General features: G+C 59.4%; 14 protein-coding genes. 5 read left to right on the forward strand and 9 right to left on the reverse strand.

Translation table 11 applies throughout. The annotated features are described in order from the left end of the window. Positions 1–8: 8 nt before the first annotated feature. Positions 9–1,748 (reverse strand): 2-isopropylmalate synthase, encoded by a 1,740-nt coding sequence (gene leuA, locus LG294_RS08630; RefSeq protein ID WP_404291410.1) that lies wholly within the window; start codon positions 1,746–1,748, stop codon positions 9–11. A 329-nt stretch (positions 1,749–2,077) separates the two neighbouring features. On the opposite strand from leuA, the gene LG294_RS08635 reads away from it, so the two are divergent. From LG294_RS08635 to LG294_RS08645, 3 genes are all read left to right on the forward strand, one after another. Beyond that, the gene (locus LG294_RS08635) at positions 2,078–3,250 is read left to right on the forward strand and encodes an FAD-dependent oxidoreductase (protein ID WP_404291412.1); all 1,173 of its coding nucleotides are present in this window, start codon (positions 2,078–2,080) and stop codon (positions 3,248–3,250) included. Positions 3,251–3,405: 155 nt separating this feature from the next. Next, on the forward strand, positions 3,406–3,969 hold the full coding sequence (locus LG294_RS08640; RefSeq protein ID WP_404291414.1) for a DUF4396 domain-containing protein: 564 nt from the start codon (positions 3,406–3,408) through the stop codon (positions 3,967–3,969). Positions 3,970–4,011: 42 nt separating this feature from the next. After that, positions 4,012–4,827, forward strand: coding sequence for a type II CAAX prenyl endopeptidase Rce1 family protein (locus tag LG294_RS08645; protein ID WP_404291710.1), 816 nt, complete (start codon positions 4,012–4,014; stop codon positions 4,825–4,827). Positions 4,828–5,012: 185 nt separating this feature from the next. On the opposite strand, the gene LG294_RS08650 is transcribed toward LG294_RS08645, so the two are convergent. From LG294_RS08650 to LG294_RS08670, 5 genes are all read right to left on the reverse strand, one after another. Further along, the gene (locus tag LG294_RS08650) at positions 5,013–6,248 is read right to left on the reverse strand and encodes a serine hydrolase domain-containing protein (RefSeq protein ID WP_404291416.1); all 1,236 of its coding nucleotides are present in this window, start codon (positions 6,246–6,248) and stop codon (positions 5,013–5,015) included. Between the two features lie 332 nt (positions 6,249–6,580). Beyond that, on the reverse strand, positions 6,581–7,543 hold the full coding sequence (era, locus tag LG294_RS08655; protein ID WP_404291418.1) for a GTPase Era: 963 nt from the start codon (positions 7,541–7,543) through the stop codon (positions 6,581–6,583). Continuing rightward, the gene (locus LG294_RS08660) at positions 7,533–8,789 is read right to left on the reverse strand and encodes a hemolysin family protein (RefSeq protein ID WP_404291420.1); all 1,257 of its coding nucleotides are present in this window, start codon (positions 8,787–8,789) and stop codon (positions 7,533–7,535) included. The genes era and LG294_RS08660 overlap by 11 nt, the downstream gene beginning before the upstream one ends. A gap of 39 nt (positions 8,790–8,828) precedes the next feature. After that, positions 8,829–9,302 carry an rRNA maturation RNase YbeY gene (gene ybeY, locus LG294_RS08665; RefSeq protein WP_404291422.1) on the reverse strand — a complete coding sequence of 158 codons (474 nt, stop codon included), beginning with the start codon at positions 9,300–9,302 and terminating at the stop codon, positions 8,829–8,831. Beyond that, positions 9,303–10,328: a PhoH family protein gene (locus tag LG294_RS08670; RefSeq protein ID WP_404291424.1), complete on the reverse strand. Its 1,026-nt coding sequence runs from the start codon at positions 10,326–10,328 to the stop codon at positions 9,303–9,305. Positions 10,329–10,729: 401 nt separating this feature from the next. On the opposite strand from LG294_RS08670, the gene LG294_RS08675 reads away from it, so the two are divergent. Beyond that, the gene (locus LG294_RS08675; protein ID WP_404291426.1) at positions 10,730–11,542 is read left to right on the forward strand and encodes a GerMN domain-containing protein; all 813 of its coding nucleotides are present in this window, start codon (positions 10,730–10,732) and stop codon (positions 11,540–11,542) included. 80 nt (positions 11,543–11,622) lie between these two features. Here the strand turns inward: LG294_RS08675 and LG294_RS08680 are convergent, their stop codons facing one another. Genes LG294_RS08680 through hrcA form a run of 3 tightly spaced genes read right to left on the reverse strand, consistent with a single transcriptional unit; the run spans position 11,623 to position 14,588 of the window. Then, a complete protein-coding gene (locus LG294_RS08680; protein ID WP_404291428.1) occupies positions 11,623–12,396 on the reverse strand; it encodes a 16S rRNA (uracil(1498)-N(3))-methyltransferase in 774 nt (257 codons plus the stop codon). A 2-nt stretch (positions 12,397–12,398) separates the two neighbouring features. Next, the gene (gene dnaJ / locus LG294_RS08685; RefSeq protein WP_404291430.1) at positions 12,399–13,523 is read right to left on the reverse strand and encodes a molecular chaperone DnaJ; all 1,125 of its coding nucleotides are present in this window, start codon (positions 13,521–13,523) and stop codon (positions 12,399–12,401) included. 51 nt (positions 13,524–13,574) lie between these two features. Next, positions 13,575–14,588: a heat-inducible transcriptional repressor HrcA gene (gene hrcA / locus LG294_RS08690; protein ID WP_404291432.1), complete on the reverse strand. Its 1,014-nt coding sequence runs from the start codon at positions 14,586–14,588 to the stop codon at positions 13,575–13,577. Between the two features lie 124 nt (positions 14,589–14,712). Here hrcA and LG294_RS08695 point away from each other — a divergent pair, with 124 nt between their 5' ends. Then, complete coding sequence (locus LG294_RS08695; RefSeq protein WP_404291434.1) at positions 14,713–15,585, forward strand: DUF3097 domain-containing protein; 873 nt, start codon at positions 14,713–14,715, stop codon at positions 15,583–15,585. Positions 15,586–15,619: the final 34 nt, after the last annotated feature.

The following is a 15,619-nucleotide window of genomic DNA, read 5'->3' on the forward strand; positions in this document are numbered from 1 at the left end:
TCGAGCGATTAGGCGGCGTCGCGAATTGCTCGGTTCACGGCTGAAATTACTGCCTTCAGCGCGGCGATATTAGTGTTCGTGTCCAGGCCGATTCCCCATAGGATGCGATCTCCCACGGCGCATTCGACGAATGCTGCGGCGCGGGCGTTGCCGCCTTCGCTCATCGCGTGTTCGGTGTAGTCCAGCACTCGCAGGTCTACTCCGTCGTCGTTGAGCAGCTTCACCAGGGCCGAAAGTGGACCGTTGCCCTGGGCGCTACGTTCGTGAGCCACACCGTCGACGATCAGCTTGACGTCCAGCTGGAAGCTTCCGTCTTCGGCGGAGGCCGCGGTCGCCGAGGCGATCTCGTAGTGGCCCCAGGCGTTCAACTCGGAGTCCTCGCTGACCGGCAGGTATTCATCCTGGAAGACGTTCCAGATGGTGGACGAGGAGACCTCGCCGCCTTCGGTTTCGGTCTTCTTCTGGATGACCCCGGAGAATTCGATCTGCGCACGGCGTGGCAGATCCAGGTTGTAGTCGTTCTTCAGCAGGTAGGCCACGCCGCCCTTGCCTGACTGCGAGTTCACGCGGATTACCGCTTCGTAGGAGCGGCCGATATCCTTCGGGTCGATCGGCAGGTACGGAACCGCCCAAACCATATCGTTCAGTTCCTTGCCGGCAGCCGAGGCCTTGACCTCCATGGCTTCCAGGCCCTTCTTGATGGCGTCCTGGTGGGAGCCGGAGAAGGCGGTGAAGACCAGGTCGCCACCGTAGGGGCTGCGCTCTGGGACCGGCAGCTGGTTGCAGTACTCCACGGTGCGGCGGATGTGGTCCATATCGGAGAAATCGATTTGCGGATCGATGCCCTGACCGAACATGTTCATGCCCAAGGTCACCAGGTCGACGTTGCCGGTACGCTCGCCGTTGCCGAAGAGGCAGCCCTCGATGCGGTCCGCGCCGGCCAGGTATCCCAGCTCGGCTGCGGCTACGCCGGTGCCGCGGTCGTTGTGCGGGTGCAGGGACAGAATGATCGAATCGCGGTTTGCCAGGTTGCGGTGCATCCACTCGATGGAGTCGGCATAGACGTTCGGGGTGGCCATTTCGACGGTGGCCGGCAGGTTCAGGATCATCTTGTTTTCCGGAGTTGCCTCCAGCACCTCGGCGACGGCCTCGGAGATCCGCTTGGCGAAGGCCAACTCGGTGCCGGTGTAGGACTCCGGGGAGTACTCGTAGGTGATTTTGGTGCCGGCCAGCTGCTCTTCGTATTTCTTGCACAGCCGGGCGCCTTGCACCGCGATGTCTACGATGCCGTCCTCATCCTGGCGGAAGACGACTTCGCGCTGCAGGATCGAGGTGGAGTTGTACAGGTGGACGATGGCCTGCTTGGCACCCTCGAGCGACTCGTAAGTCCGCTCGATCAGGTGCTCGCGGGACTGGGTCAGCACCTGGATGGTGACGTCGTCCGGGATGCCACGTTCGATGAGCTGGCGGACGAAATCGAAGTCCGTCTGCGAGGCCGAAGGGAAGCCGACCTCAATTTCCTTGAAGCCCATCTGCACCAGCAGGTCAAACATCTTGTGCTTGCGTTCGGGGCTCATCGGGTCAATAAGTGCCTGGTTTCCATCTCGCAGGTCAACCGCGCACCAGCGCGGAGCCTTGGTGATGTACTTATCTGGCCAGGTGCGATCGGGAAGGTTGACTTCGATCTGGTCCTGGAAAGGAACATACTTGTGGACTGGCATGTTCGAAGATTTTTGCATGTTCTGCATTTCGGTTATCCCCTAGACAATGTTGGTGCTTAGTTGTGTGGGGCCAGACAAGAGCTACTCCGCGGCGAGAAGGTCGGCCGAATAGACCACTAACGGTCTCTTGGATCCTCGCAGCGGCAGATTAGAAGTAGAAGCTCGAAATGCACTTTTTGAGCATAACACCGCTTTGAACTGCGACGGGATTTGCTACTCAATTGTGTCAAATAGTGGACATCAGACGGTGCGGATCCATTCGGCAGCCATGGACAACCCCGCCGAAGCGCGCGAACAATAGGACTTCAAACCAAGTTGCACGCCGAACTAGGCGACTGAACTGCGGAAGGAAACAAATGAAGGCGATCATCATCGGCGCAGGAATTGCCGGCCTTGTCGCGGCGCGCCAGCTTGGTCTGTCCGGCTGGCAGGTACTGGTGCTTGAACGCTCTAAGGAGCCGCGCCCCGACGGCTACATGATGGACTTCTTCGGCCCTGGCCTGCGAGCCTCCGAACGCATCGGGCTCTACCCCTATCTGGCAGAGGTTGCCTACCAGGTGTTGGCCGCTGAATACGTTGATGCGAAAGGCCGGCGCACCGCGAGTCTGGACTATCAGAAATTCTCTGAGCTGGCAGGCGGACGGGTGCTCACGTTACTACGCCCGGATCTGGAAATGGCCGCACTCAAAGCCTTGCAGGATGTTCCCACGGGCCGAGTGAGCATTCGCTACGGCGCAGAAATTGAACGGGTCAAAACGGTGGACGCCGGAGTACAAGTGCAGCTAGCGGGCCAAGAGCGTCCGGAATCCGGGGACCTCTTGGTAGGTGCCGACGGGATCCATTCAATGGTCCGGGCCGCGGTCTTCGGGCCCGAGGAAGACTACCTGCGGCCCTTGGGGATGCGGGCGGCCGCCTTCATCGTTGAAGAGCCACAGCTGAATCGGGAGTTCAAGAACCGTTTGGTGCTCAGCGATACGGTCGATCGCACCGCCGGGATCTATGGTCTGCGTTCCACCGAAGTTGCCGCATTCCTGGTCTATAGACAGCCAGCCGAGGAGCTTACCGACGATCCCCGGCAGCGGTTGCGCAAAGCCTTCGCGGGAGTTGATGCGAGGGTTGATCGGTTGCTTCAGCTATGCCCAGAGCGACCCTACGATGATGCCGTAGCCCAGGTGATCATGACCGGCTGGCACCGCGGACCGGTGGTGCTGCTCGGGGACGCGGCCGCCGCGGTATCGCTGCTTGCCGGGCAGGGCGGCTCCATGGCCATCGCCGGCGCCGCGGCCCTGGGCGATAGCTTGGCCACGGTCACCGCGCCGGCTCAGCTGCCGGGCGCACTAGCCGACTATGAACGGAAAATGCGTCCGGTTCTGGCCACCGCACAAGCCTCCGGGCGGCGTGCGGCGAATACCTTCCTGCCCAAAAACAAGCTGCAGCTGCTGGTGCGCCGCTGGATCGTGCGATTAACCCACCTGCCCGGGGCAGATAATTTGGTGGCCAAGCAAATCCTCAAGCGCGTCGCGAAATAGCGCAGGCACATTGCAGAGGTTCGCCCGGGACTATCCCCCGCACAGTGGACGAGCACCTGGCGAAAAAGCATCAACGTAGCCGGCTTGGACACCGGCGGTATGATGCTGCAGTACCGCAATTGGGCAGCATCGAGGACGCAATCCGGGAGGAATCCATGGAACACGATACGAGCGGTGAGCACGACGGGCATGACATGTCGTCGATGGCGGTGGGCGCAACGCTGCACTGCCTGACCGGTTGCGCGATCGGGGAAATCATCGGGCTCCTGGTAGGCACCGCGGCGGGGTGGGCGAATCTGCCGACGGTAGCACTGTCGGTCTCTTTGGCTTTCCTCTTCGGTTATGCGCTGTCGGCCATTCCGCTGGTGCGCGGCGGCATCGCCCTGTCCGCCGCCCTGGGCCTGGTGCTCGCCGCCGACACCCTGTCCATCGTGACGATGGAGGTCGTGGACAACCTCGTCATGCTGCTCATTCCCGGAGCCATGGATTCCGGGGTCCTCAACCCCGTTTTCTGGGTTGCCATGGCCCTTGCCCTGACGGTCGCCTTCTTCGTCGCTTGGCCGGTGAACCGGGCCCAGCTGCGCCGCGGCAAGGGACATGCGGTGACCCACAAGGCGCTGGGCGAAGGCGCGGGCATGGATAACCGGCAGCTGGCCATCGGCATCGGCGCTTTTCTGCTCGGCGGATTCGTCGCCTCGCTCGGCACGCTGCTGCACTGACCCCTTTTGCGCCGCGGGCGGAGGTGGCATGCTGGTGGTGTGATGCTCACCCTGGATGATCTGCCCCGCACCGCGCTCAGCTGGAAACTGCTGCCGGCGGTACTGCTCTCGATGTCCGGCGTGCTGCTCTTCGCCGTAGCCAATGACCCGGCGGGCTACACTACGCTCGTGCTCAGCGTGCTCACGGCAGCATTCATCGATCGCCAGCTCGCCCGCCACCTGGGACTCATCGCGGCGGGACTGGCGATCATCAGCTTCGTTCCGCTCAATGCCGATTTGAGCATCGGGCACATGCTCCAGATGGGTGGTGCGCTTGGATTGGCCGTGCTGGTGCCCTGGCTGGTCTCGCGGTTTGCCTACCGCGAGGAGATCATCAAATTTCCGGTGAACACCGGACGTAAATGGCCGTTGGTCGCCAAACTGTATCTGCTCGGCGTGGTAGCGCTGGGCTTCCTCATCTTGCCGGTGTACCTGATCAGCACGGGGGTCTTCCAAAACTGGCCGGACGCCTCGGATCCCACCATCTTCTGGCGGCTCTTCCTCGGAGTGAACGCCGTTGGCATCTGGGATGAGCTGTTCTTCATCTGCACCACCTTCACGCTGCTGCGACGTCATTTCCCTGATTGGCTCGCCAATATTCTGCAGGCAGTGATCTTCTCGTCATTTCTCTGGGAGATCGGCTACCAAGCCTGGGGCCCACTCCTGACGTTCCCCTTCGCCCTGCTGCAGGGCTACACCTTCAAGCTGACCAAGTCGTTGACCTACGTCGTCTCGGTGCATTTGATCTTCGACTTCGTGCTGTTCCTCGTGCTGGTGCACGCGCACAACCGTGATTGGCTGCCGATTTTCTTCTACTAGGTTCCGGGGCGCGCATGCAGTTCCAAGACAGCGGGCCGGCAACAGTCCGTGCGCTTGACTTTGGCTGATGACAACCTTCGACCAGCTGCCCGATCCGTGCACGAGTGCTGCACTCTGGCACGGAGAAATCTCCGCCGAATCGCTCGCCAACCTGGGATCCCGGATCCCAGGCGGCAAATCGCCAGCTAGCCGCCGGCGGGTGCCGCCGAGGCAGATGGTGCGGTGTTGACCTCCACCAACAGTGCCGCGGAGATGGCGTCGAATGCGCGCAGCGTGCGGGAGAGCTTGGCAGGGCCCTGCGGGGTCGGCCAGCTGGACAGCTTCACCGCCACCACCTCAGCGGGCCGATTGATGTAGACCATCTGCCCGTGGATGCCCAGGCAGAGCATCACATTGTCACCGGGGTACGGGAACCACATCTGGTTCCGGTACATCCCGCCGGGCATGAGGTTGTCCACCGGGCCGTCGGCAAAGGCATCGCGGGAATCCGGGGCGCCGGCCAGCGTTTGGGCGATCCATTCTTTCGAGAGAACCTGTTCGCCGCTCGGCGAGAGGCCGTCGTTCAAGAAGAGCGAGCCGAACCGGGCCATATCGCGCATCGTGGCGTTGATCCCACCATCGAATATTCCGGTGCCGAACTGGTCGACGCCGATGGTGGCATCCGACTCGGCGCCGAGCTTGCCCCATACGAGCTCGCTCAATAACGTAGCCATGGGCTTCTTGGAAGCGGACTCACAGATCCAGCCGAGCATGTCGGTCTCGCAAGAGCGGTACTCGAAGACCCCGCCGTGGGCGGTCTTGCGCACCAGGGTGCGCAAGTACGGGTACATGCCGGTGGGGCCTGGGGCTTTGTGGGCAGACCAGCCAATGGCTTGCCCCAGCATCCGCACCCCGGCGCTCGGGTCCAGATAGTTCTCGGAGAAATCGATGCCGGAACGCATATCCAGCAACTGGCGCACCCTGGCCCCGGCATAGCCATTCTCGGCGACCTCCGGCAGGTAATCGGTCAACCGCGCGTCGGAGTCAAGCACCCCGGAATCGATCAGCGCTCCGGCCACCGCGCCGATTAGCGACTTGCTCATGGACATCAGCAGGTGCGGGGTGCCGGCCGTCATCTGGCCGAAGTACTGCTCGGTCAGCACCGTTCCGCGGTGCATGAACATCCACCCGTCGGTTTCGGTCGCGCCCATCACCGAGCCCACGCTCAGCGGCGCTTCTCCGGCGAATGCCGGGGCCAGCCTCACCGAATCCAGGTCACGGTGTGCCGCTGGAAGCGGCGCCACCGGACCTTCACCCCGGGAAATCAGCGCCGTGGGCAAGAAGTCGGCCATATGTTGGAAGGACCAGCGCAGGTTCTCGGGAAGCCGCCAGTTGTTCATATCCACTGGGTCCGGGGTGTGACCCGGGTTGGTGCCGTCCATGTGCGTTCCCTATCTATTGCCGCGCGAATTATTATCTGGACATTACCATCGAGTAACCTCCCTTCCTCGGTTAATTCCCGTGCCGTTGCGTTATCGCCTAATTATGAAGCCGCACTGGCTCCATTCCCGACGCACTTTTCCGCTGGGCAAGTGGGGTTAATACTTGGTAACGCGATTCCGTGCATCCAGTTCGCTGCACGCCTGCGCAAGAGCCTCAGTCAGGCCATGGTGTTTTCTCGAGGTAGCCGCCATCCGGTGGCAGTTAAAAACCTGACCCCGGGTCGCCTCGAGGTGAGGTGATCCGGGGTCATGAAGGCTATGCCAGAAGGAGCTTAGAAGCCCAAGCGTCCGAGCTGCTTCGGGTCACGCTGCCAGTCCTTGGCAACCTTCACATGAAGGTCCAAGAAGACCTTGGTTCCCAGCAGCTTCTCGATGCCCTGACGGGCGTTGGATCCTACTTCGCGCAAGCGTGATCCGCCCTTGCCGATGATGATGGCCTTTTGGCTGGAACGCTCAACAAACAATGAGACGTGAATGTCAATTAACTGCTTGTCTTCGCTGCGTCCCTCGCGTGGGATCATCTCTTCGACCACCACGGCCAAGGAGTGCGGCAGCTCGTCGTGCACACCCTCAAGGGCTGCCTCACGGATCAGTTCGGCGACCATCTTCATCTCTGGCTCGTCGGTCAGCTCGCCGTCCGGGTAGAGCGGTGGGCCCTTGGGCAGGTGCTTCACGAGCACATTCGCGACCTCTGCAACCTGGAACTCCTTGACTGCGGAAACCGGGATGATGGCTGCAAAGCCCTCTTCACCAAACTGTTCCACGCCCAGTTCGGCGACAGACATGAGTTGTGCCGCGAGCTGCTCGCGATCCACCAGATCGGCCTTGGTGACCAGTGCGATAATCGGTTTGCGCTGCAGCTGGGCCAACTGGGAGGCGATGAAACGGTCGCCGGGCCCGATCTTCTCATTGGCAGGCAAGCAGAAACCAATCGCATCCACCTCGGAGAGGGTCTGCGCGACTAGGTCGTTCAGCCGCTGTCCCAAGAGGGTGCGCGGGCGGTGCAGTCCAGGAGTGTCGACCAAGATCAGCTGCGCATCATCGCGGTGCACGATCCCGCGGATGGTGTGTCGGGTGGTCTGCGGCTTGGCCGAGGTAATGGCCACCTTCTGGCCTACCAGCGCGTTGGTCAGCGTGGATTTGCCAGCATTTGGGCGCCCCACGAAGGAGGTGAAACCGGAACGGTAGTTTTCGGGCCAGCCACTGGTGGCCAACAGCTTGTCTTTATCGCTCATCTGAGGATTCCTCGTCGTTCTCTATATGATCGGATGCGTCCGTTTCCAGACGCTCTACATGGATTTTGCCGATGCGGTTGCGGCGGCCCGCCAGGGCCACCACGGTCAGGCGCAGACCGTAGACATCGGCAGTGGAACCGAGCACGGGCACGGATTCCAACACTTTGGATAGCAGACCGCCGACAGTGTCTACATCTTCATCATCGATGAACACATCAAAATGATCTGCGACGTCATCGATGGATACCGAGGCCATCGCGAAGAGCGAGCCGTCGGGGTTTTCAATCAGCTCGGTGCGTGAACGGTCATACTCGTCGTCAATTTCTCCGACGATCTCCTCAAGCAGATCTTCCAGGGTGATCAGGCCGGCGGTGCCGCCGTATTCGTCGATGACCACGGCTAGGTGAATGGCTTCTTGCTGCAGCTCCTGCAAGAGTTCTGCGGCGTTCTTCGATTCAGGGACGAAACGCACCGGACGGGAGAGATCTTCGAGTCGCTCCGCCTGCTGCAGGCCGTGGATCTCGGAGATCACATCCTTGAGGTAAATGATGCCCTGGATGTCATCGGTGTCTTCGCCAATCAGCGGGATCCGCGAATAACCCGAAGCCATGAACAGTTCCAGTGCACCGTTGATCGTATGCTCTCGGGTGAGCACTACCATGTCGGTTCGTGGCACCATCACCGCTCGGACATTGGTCTCTTCCAGATCCATCACCGAAGAGATCAATTCCGCGGATTCTTCGTCCAGGTCTTCTCCTTCGCTGGCACGATCCACAATGTCGCGCAGGCGTTCCTTGCCTAGGTAGCCGTCTTCGTCATTGCCGGGACCGGGGCTCATCGCGGTGCCAATGCTCGCCAGCCAATTAGTAATCGGGCCAAGCAGTACACGCAGGAGGCGTACCATCGGTGCGGTTGCGCGCACCACGTTGCGCGCATTGGACCGGCCATAACGCCGTGGGGACACACTCACTAGGACGAACCCGAGGGCTGCCATGACCATGGTCGCCACCAACCCGACCATCCAGATGTTATCGATCCAGCGGGCCACCAGCAGAGCGACGGCCACCGCAGAGGCCGTTTCGAACCAGATACGCCAGAATCGTATTGCCTGGGCATGTGATTCGCTGTCGTCCAGAATGTGACTTATCGCCTTGGAATTCGACTCAAGGCGCAATCGTTCGGCTGCATTGCGGGACAAGGCGTAAAAGGCTGAATCTGCGGCGGTGAGAATTGCGGCACTAGCCATGAAAGCCAATGCCACGATTAATAGGACTATGCCCACCGGTTATTCCACCGTTTCCTTCGGCGCCGGGCGGCCGGTGTAACTCTCTAGCAGTCGTCGCTGCAGTGTGAACATTTCAGCTTTTTCTGCAGGATCTTCGTGGTCGAAGCCCATTAGATGCAGCATGCCATGGGTGGTGAGCAACAGGATCTCGTCATGGACAGGGTGTCCCCCGGCCTTGGCCTGGGCTTCGGCTACGGTTGGGCAGATCACGATATCTCCAAGGATTCCGCTTTCCGAAGGGGCCTTCTCCGAACCAGGACGCAGCTCGTCCATCGGGAAGCTCATCACATCGGTGGGACCTTCAAGATCCATCCATTCCACGTGCAGTTCGCTCATGGCCTCTTCATCGATAAAGACGACGGAGACTTCCGTTTCCGGATGGATGAACATCGCCTGAGTGATCGAATCGGCGAGTTTCTGCACATCTTGCAGATCCACTTCATAGTCTGTTTCGTTGTTGACTTCAATGCTCATTTACTTCTGCCGTCCCCGCGAATGTACTTTATGCTGTTGGGTGTCCCAGCGGTCGTACGCCGTGACAATGTCTGCAATGAGGCGGTGCCGCACCACGTCGCCGGCGTCCAGGCGGCACAGGGCGATATCGTCGATACCTGCCAATACGTCGATGACCATGCGCAGTCCGGAAACTGAGTTTCCGGGCAGGTCTACCTGAGTCACATCTCCGGTGATGACCATCTTGGATCCGAAGCCCAAACGCGTGAGGAACATTTTCATTTGCTCGCTGGTGGTATTCTGCGCTTCGTCAAGAATCACGAACGCATCATTGAGCGTGCGCCCGCGCATGTATGCCAAGGGAGCGACTTCGATGGTCCCTGCCTCCATTAACCGTGGAATGGTTTCCGGGTCGATCATTTCGTGCAGCGCATCGTAAAGCGGGCGCAGGTACGGGTCGATTTTCTCCGTGAGGCTTCCGGGCAGAAATCCTAGTTTTTCGCCAGCCTCTACGGCGGGACGAGTCAAGATGATGCGGCTGACCTGCTTCGCCTGCAAAGCTGCCACAGCCATGGCCATAGCCAAGAAGGTCTTTCCGGTACCCGCAGGCCCTACACCGAAGGTCACCGTGTTGTCTTCGATGGCGTCGACATAGCTTTTCTGATTCAGTGTTTTCGGCCGAATAGCGCGTCCCCGACCGGAAAGGATTTTCAACCCAAGGACGTCGTTGGGCGCATCGGCACCGCCGGCAGAAAGCATCTTGATGATCTGCTCAATGGTGTCTGCACTCATCCGGGATCCCCGGCTGGCAAGGGCACGGGCTTCTTCGGTGACGCGCTGAGCTTTGCGCACTTGGACGGGCTCGCCGACCAAAGTCAAGGAGGCGCCATTGGGGCGGAACTGCACCAGCGGGTAAGCGCCAGTCAGAATGCGCAACAATTCGTCGCTTGGACCCAGCGTGGCAACCATGAGTTCGGGAGTCTCGAAGGTGATCGTCAGTGACGCGGGACCGGACTCGACCGGCATCTTGTTCTGTTCAACCTGCATGCAGTGCTTAGTGCCCCTTTATTGAGCTTGGCATCGATTTTCATTCTTGTACCCTTACAGTCTATCTAGTTCAGCACGCTAAGGGGATATTTTCGCGGGTAGCTTCAGCACAAAGAATCTGAAGCGATTCTAAAGTATCTGAGGTGGCGAAGGTATAGATTTGGTTACGAATGCTTCGATTAGCTCGTTTTTAGCCTTCTCAGTCATCTTCATGTGCCAAACTATTTGAGCGCCTGCGATGGCTTAGCAGGCAGGCGTCAAATGATTAATCAACGGATTGGCAAGTAGTGCGGGGTAGAATAACGGGGTTGATCTCAAAACGGGCTACCGTCGTTGGGGTCTGTTTAACTCTCGTCGTAGCAGCTGGCTGCGGTATCGCCACGCGCGAAGAATCTCACGAAATGCCGATCAGTTCGGCTGCCGCCACCATGGGCTTGCCTCCTGCTAACGATTCGGTCGAGCACCATTCATCGATCGACAGGCTCCCGATCTACTGGCTAGAAAATATGGATCAGGGCGTTTTCCTCTACCGCGAGTACGCCACTAAAAACGCCACGGGCGAACCTATCGGCGATTCGATTTCCTACTTGTTGAACGAGAAGCCGGCAAACTCTGTGTGGTACACGCATCTAAAGCCGACCAGCGAAATTGGCGTTTCCATGAACCAAGACAATGTGATCACTCTGGATCTGCCGGAGAAGGTCTTCAGTGCAAAACTTGACCAGGGACTTTCCGAACGTACGATTCAGCAGTTGGTGTTCACTGCCTCTGCCGCCGCATCAAATGCAGGCCTCTTCGTTGGCGCACTGCCACCTAAGGTGAGAATTCTGGTTGATGGCCGGGCCAACGCTACGGTCTTCGGCGACTTGCGCCTGGCAGACTCCTATGAACGCGACGCCAGTTTCATGGCTCCAATTTGGATTATCGATCCTCAGCACGGTTCGACTTTTAAAGCCGGTCAGGTTCACTTCACCGGCCGCGCCTCGAACTTCACCGATGGCATCTATTACAGCTTGGAGAGCAAGGACAAGTCGGGGAAGCTCACTGTGCTGACCGCCGATGACCGTATCCCGGCAGATACGGTCAGTAGCGATGGCTCCTTCGAGTTCGATAAACAGCTCAGCGTAGGTTCCTACAAACTGACTTTCTGGGGCAAAGAATCCGGATCCGAGGATAAGATCGCCCCGGTATCCAGCGAGTTCTCCATCAAATAAGTTTTGAAATTCAGTGCCAATTAAAAAGTTCCGCAGACTCTCGGTCTGCGGAACTTTTCAGGTACTGGAGCTTGCGGCCCTTACAGCTCTCCGAGCAGATGACGCACCAGGACGAGGGCTGCCGGTCCAGCAGTCGAAGCGCGCAACACGTGCTCGCCTAAGAGTGCGGCTTTGGCACCAGCGCTGAGGAACTGATCCAGTTCGGCGTCGCTGATGCCTCCTTCGGGACCCACCACCAACGTCACCCCGGCATGTGCGGGAGCCGACTCGAGCCATGACCGGGTTTCTTCGGCCACCGAGCATTCGGCGGTTTCATGCAGGATCAGAACCAGTTCGCCCTTGGATGTAAGGTCCCCGATCAGTGCGGCCAGTGCCTTGGACCCGACCGGTTCCAAGACCTCAGGTTCGAAGGCACGGCGTGACTGCTTTTGCGCCGAGCGCACCTGCGAACGCCATTTAGCTAGGGCTTTCGCGGTCTTCGGCCCATTCCAGCGCACGATCGATCGATCGGCTTGCCACGGGCGCACCGTGAATATTCCCAGTTCTACCGCCGATTCCACGGCTTGCAGATCTCGGTCGCCCTTGGCCAGTGCTTGCACCAGGCCGATTGGGTGAGCTGGCGGCGCTTCTTCGATCCGCGCCACGACGGTCACGCTGAGCAGATCCTTGGTCGCGGCGCTGACCTTAACGCACAACCGCAGACCCCTGCCGTCGAGCAAGTCCAGTTCTTCGCCAGGCGCCACACGCTTGACCGCGACCGCGTGGTGCGCCTCGGGCCCGGTGAGGTCCAAGGTGTCCCCCACCTGGGCTTCAGCGGCCTGCTGAGCATCGATCACAAAGCTGTGATTGCTCATGGTTAACGCTGGTTCAACTTGTCTCGCAGCCGCGAGAACATGCCACCGGACTGTTCAACACGTCCAGCGGTCATCTCTTCACCACGCAAAGCAGCCAACTGCTCGAGCAGATCGCGCTGTGCGGCGTCCAGCTTCGTCGGAGTCTCCACCTGCAGGTGAACAACGATGTCGCCACGCTTGCCGCCACGCAGGCGCGGCACACCCAGCCCTGGCAGAGTGATCGTATCGCCGTCCTGAGCCCCTGATTCCACGGTGATCTGCTGTTCGCCATCGAAGGTTTCCAGCTTCAACTCGCAGCCGAGGGCGGCGCCGGTCATTGGAATGGTCATCTTGGCGTGCAAATCGGTCTGCGCGCGTTCGAACACCTTATGACGGCGTACGTCGATTTCGACGAAGAGGTTGCCGTTGGGTCCACCACCGGGACCGGCTTCGCCCTGTCCGCGTAGCTGAATGCGGGTACCGGAATCGACACCGGCCGGAATGTTCAGCGACTTCGAGACGTGCTCGCGCACGCGCCCCTCGCCGTTGCATTCATTGCAAGGATCCGGAATGGTCGTACCGAAGCCGCGGCAAGCCGGGCAGGTCTCCACGGTCATCATCTGGCCGAGGAACGAACGCACCGGACGCTGGATCTGGCCCGCACCGCGGCAGGTCTCACAGGTGACCGGGCTGGTGCCAGGTCGGCAGCAAGAGCCTTCACAGACTCGGCAGGTGACGGCCGTTTCCATCTCCAGCGGGTATACGGTGCCCTTGACAGCGTCTTCCAAATCGATGGTGATGGTGATCAACGCGTCTCGACCAGCTTGCGTGCGCGAGGCAGGCCCCTGAGCCTGTCCGCCGCCGAAGAACTGTTCGAAGATATCGCCGAAGCCACCGAAGTTCTGCCCACCGCCACCGAAGCCCTGCTGGCCGTTGCCGTTTAGGTCACCAGTGGCATCGAAGTTGGCGCGCTTCTTCTCGTCGGAAAGGACCTCATAGGCGCGTGTAACGAGCTTAAACTGCTCGGCCGCCCCTTCGCTGGGGTTTACATCGGGGTGCAGCTTACGCGCCAGTTTGCGGTAGGCGCTCTTGATTTCCTGCGGGGTCGCATCCTTAGCAACACCCAGCGTCTCGTAATGCGAGCTCACGATATTCGCCGTGTCCTTTCGTAAAAATATAAAACGTTGTTGCTGACGAAACTAGTTCGTCAAAATCTTTGACAGGTAACGAGCAACCGCCCGCACCGAAGCCATGGAGGTTGGATAATTCATCCGCGTCGGGCCCAGCACTCCAAGCTTGTTCCTGGCATCTGAGCCATAGGTCGTCGCGATGACCGTCGCATCGGAAAGCTGCCCATAGTGGTGCTCGGTGCCGATGGCTACTGCCACACCCCGAGAGTCTGCTTCCAGTTCCGAGAACAGCTTCAGCAACACCACCTGTTCCTCAAGTGCGTCGAGTACCGGGGTGAGCGTCAGCGGGAAATCTCCCACCGAACGGGCAAGGTTCCCGGTCCCCGCCATCACGATACGCTGTGTGTTTGCTGCACGCGCCATCTCCTGCAACAAATTGAGCACCGTGATAAACAGCGTATCTTCTAGCAGCTGGGCGGGAATTGAATCCGTGGCTAGCGATCCCACAAGATCAGCCAGCTGCCGACCGCCGAACGCCTTGAGCACGCTTTGCTTCATGCTTTGCAGTTCGTCGTCTGCGTACTCCCTCGAGGTGGCGATCATCCGCTGGTCCACGGTCCCGTTCGAGGCAATCATGACCATCAATACCTGGGTTGGGCCAAGTCCGACTAGATCGAGGTTCCTCAACGAAGCGGTGTCATAGTGCGGTACCTGGATCAACGCCACTTGGTTTGTTAGGCGTGCCAGCAAACGCACGGTGCTATGTAAGACCTCGTCTAGATCTTGGGAATTATCCAAGATTTTGTTGATGGCCTCACGCTCGGCACGCGATAGCGGCTTAAGCTCGCCAATCTGGTCAACAAATCGGCGGTAGCCTTTTTCCGTGGGAATTCGTCCCGAGGAGGTATGCGGGGCAACGATGAGCCCCTCTTCTTCCAGCAGCGCCATATCGTTGCGAATCGTGGCAGCCGAAACTCCAAGGTTATGCCGATCAAGCAAGGCCTTGGAACCTACCGGTTCATGTGACTGGACATAGTCCTCCACGATGGCGCGCAAAACGTCTAGACGTCGAAACTCGCTCATGTCAACACCTCCTAGAATTCCCTCAAGGATTTGGCACTCTAACCTATCAAGTGCCAAGTCTAATACCTTCATCGGTTGCTAGCATTGGATTTCGAGCGTATTCGATCACAGCGAAAGGCAGTACGTGACCAATTACTCCTGGGGAGCCCAAGACCTCAGTGCACCGGCACCTAAAAAACTGCGCCAAGTTCCGATAGCCATCGGCCTTTTACTCGAAGATGTGGACAGCGGTTGGGTCGGCGAAGTGGTGCGAACCGAAAAATCCGGTGGAATGCGGGTGATCGTATTAGAGGACCGACGCGGAAAAACGCGCTCGTTCCAGGCCGGGTTCGGATTCCTGCTCGAAGGTGAGCCGGTGGAGATTATTGAGCCGCAGTCTCGGGTGGCCCCGCCAAAGAACATGGTTTCTGCTTCCGGATCCCGTGCGGTCACCGATTTGAAGGCCCGCACGGCACGCGCCAGCCGCATCTGGGTAGAGGGCAAGCACGATGCTGAACTGGTAGAGAAAGTATGGGGCCATGACCTGCGCGTTGAAGGCATCGTAGTTGAGCCTCTGCATGGCGTGGATGACCTAGCCGGAGCTATTCGAGCATTCAACCCCTCGCCAGAGCGCCGCTTAGGAATCCTGGTTGACCACCTGATTGCGGGCACCAAGGAAGAACGTATCGTGAAGGAAGCGATGGCGGTACCAGGTGCGGCGAATCATGTCCTGATTCTGGGTCACCCGTATGTCGATGTGTGGCAGGCGGTGAAACCGGCAGCACTTAATATCGAGAGATGGCCGGTAATTCCTCGTGGAACCGACTGGAAAACCGGAATATTACGTGCATTCGGCTGGCCGCACTCAACGGCCGAGGATATCGGGCTGGGTTGGCAGCGCATCCTATCCCGGGTTGACCACTACTCACAGCTCGAACCGCAGCTGCTGGGAAAAGTCGAGGAGCTCATCGATTTTCTAACCAGCGAAGATTACGGTTTCCTAACGATTGACCAATAGTTGGATTTTTAGGGCGGGTTGTCCTAAACGTCGC

This window comes from Glutamicibacter arilaitensis, assembly GCF_044793945.1.
Taxonomy (GTDB): domain Bacteria; phylum Actinomycetota; class Actinomycetes; order Actinomycetales; family Micrococcaceae; genus Glutamicibacter; species Glutamicibacter arilaitensis_B.

Excerpts from the sequence above, each read along its gene's own strand:
- leuA (WP_404291410.1), bottom strand. The coding sequence starts at position 1,748 with ATGCAGAACATGCAAAAATCTTCGAACATGCCAGTCCACAAGTATGTT.
- LG294_RS08635 (WP_404291412.1), top strand. The coding sequence starts at position 2,078 with ATGAAGGCGATCATCATCGGCGCAGGAATTGCCGGCCTTGTCGCGGCG.
- LG294_RS08640 (WP_404291414.1), top strand. The coding sequence starts at position 3,406 with ATGGAACACGATACGAGCGGTGAGCACGACGGGCATGACATGTCGTCG.
- LG294_RS08645 (WP_404291710.1), top strand. The coding sequence starts at position 4,012 with ATGCTCACCCTGGATGATCTGCCCCGCACCGCGCTCAGCTGGAAACTG.
- LG294_RS08650 (WP_404291416.1), bottom strand. The coding sequence starts at position 6,248 with ATGGACGGCACCAACCCGGGTCACACCCCGGACCCAGTGGATATGAAC.
- era (WP_404291418.1), bottom strand. The coding sequence starts at position 7,543 with ATGAGCGATAAAGACAAGCTGTTGGCCACCAGTGGCTGGCCCGAAAAC.
- LG294_RS08660 (WP_404291420.1), bottom strand. The coding sequence starts at position 8,789 with ATGGCTAGTGCCGCAATTCTCACCGCCGCAGATTCAGCCTTTTACGCC.
- ybeY (WP_404291422.1), bottom strand. The coding sequence starts at position 9,302 with ATGAGCATTGAAGTCAACAACGAAACAGACTATGAAGTGGATCTGCAA.
- LG294_RS08670 (WP_404291424.1), bottom strand. The coding sequence starts at position 10,328 with ATGCAGGTTGAACAGAACAAGATGCCGGTCGAGTCCGGTCCCGCGTCA.
- LG294_RS08675 (WP_404291426.1), top strand. The coding sequence starts at position 10,730 with ATGCCGATCAGTTCGGCTGCCGCCACCATGGGCTTGCCTCCTGCTAAC.
- LG294_RS08680 (WP_404291428.1), bottom strand. The coding sequence starts at position 12,396 with ATGAGCAATCACAGCTTTGTGATCGATGCTCAGCAGGCCGCTGAAGCC.
- hrcA (WP_404291432.1), bottom strand. The coding sequence starts at position 14,588 with ATGAGCGAGTTTCGACGTCTAGACGTTTTGCGCGCCATCGTGGAGGAC.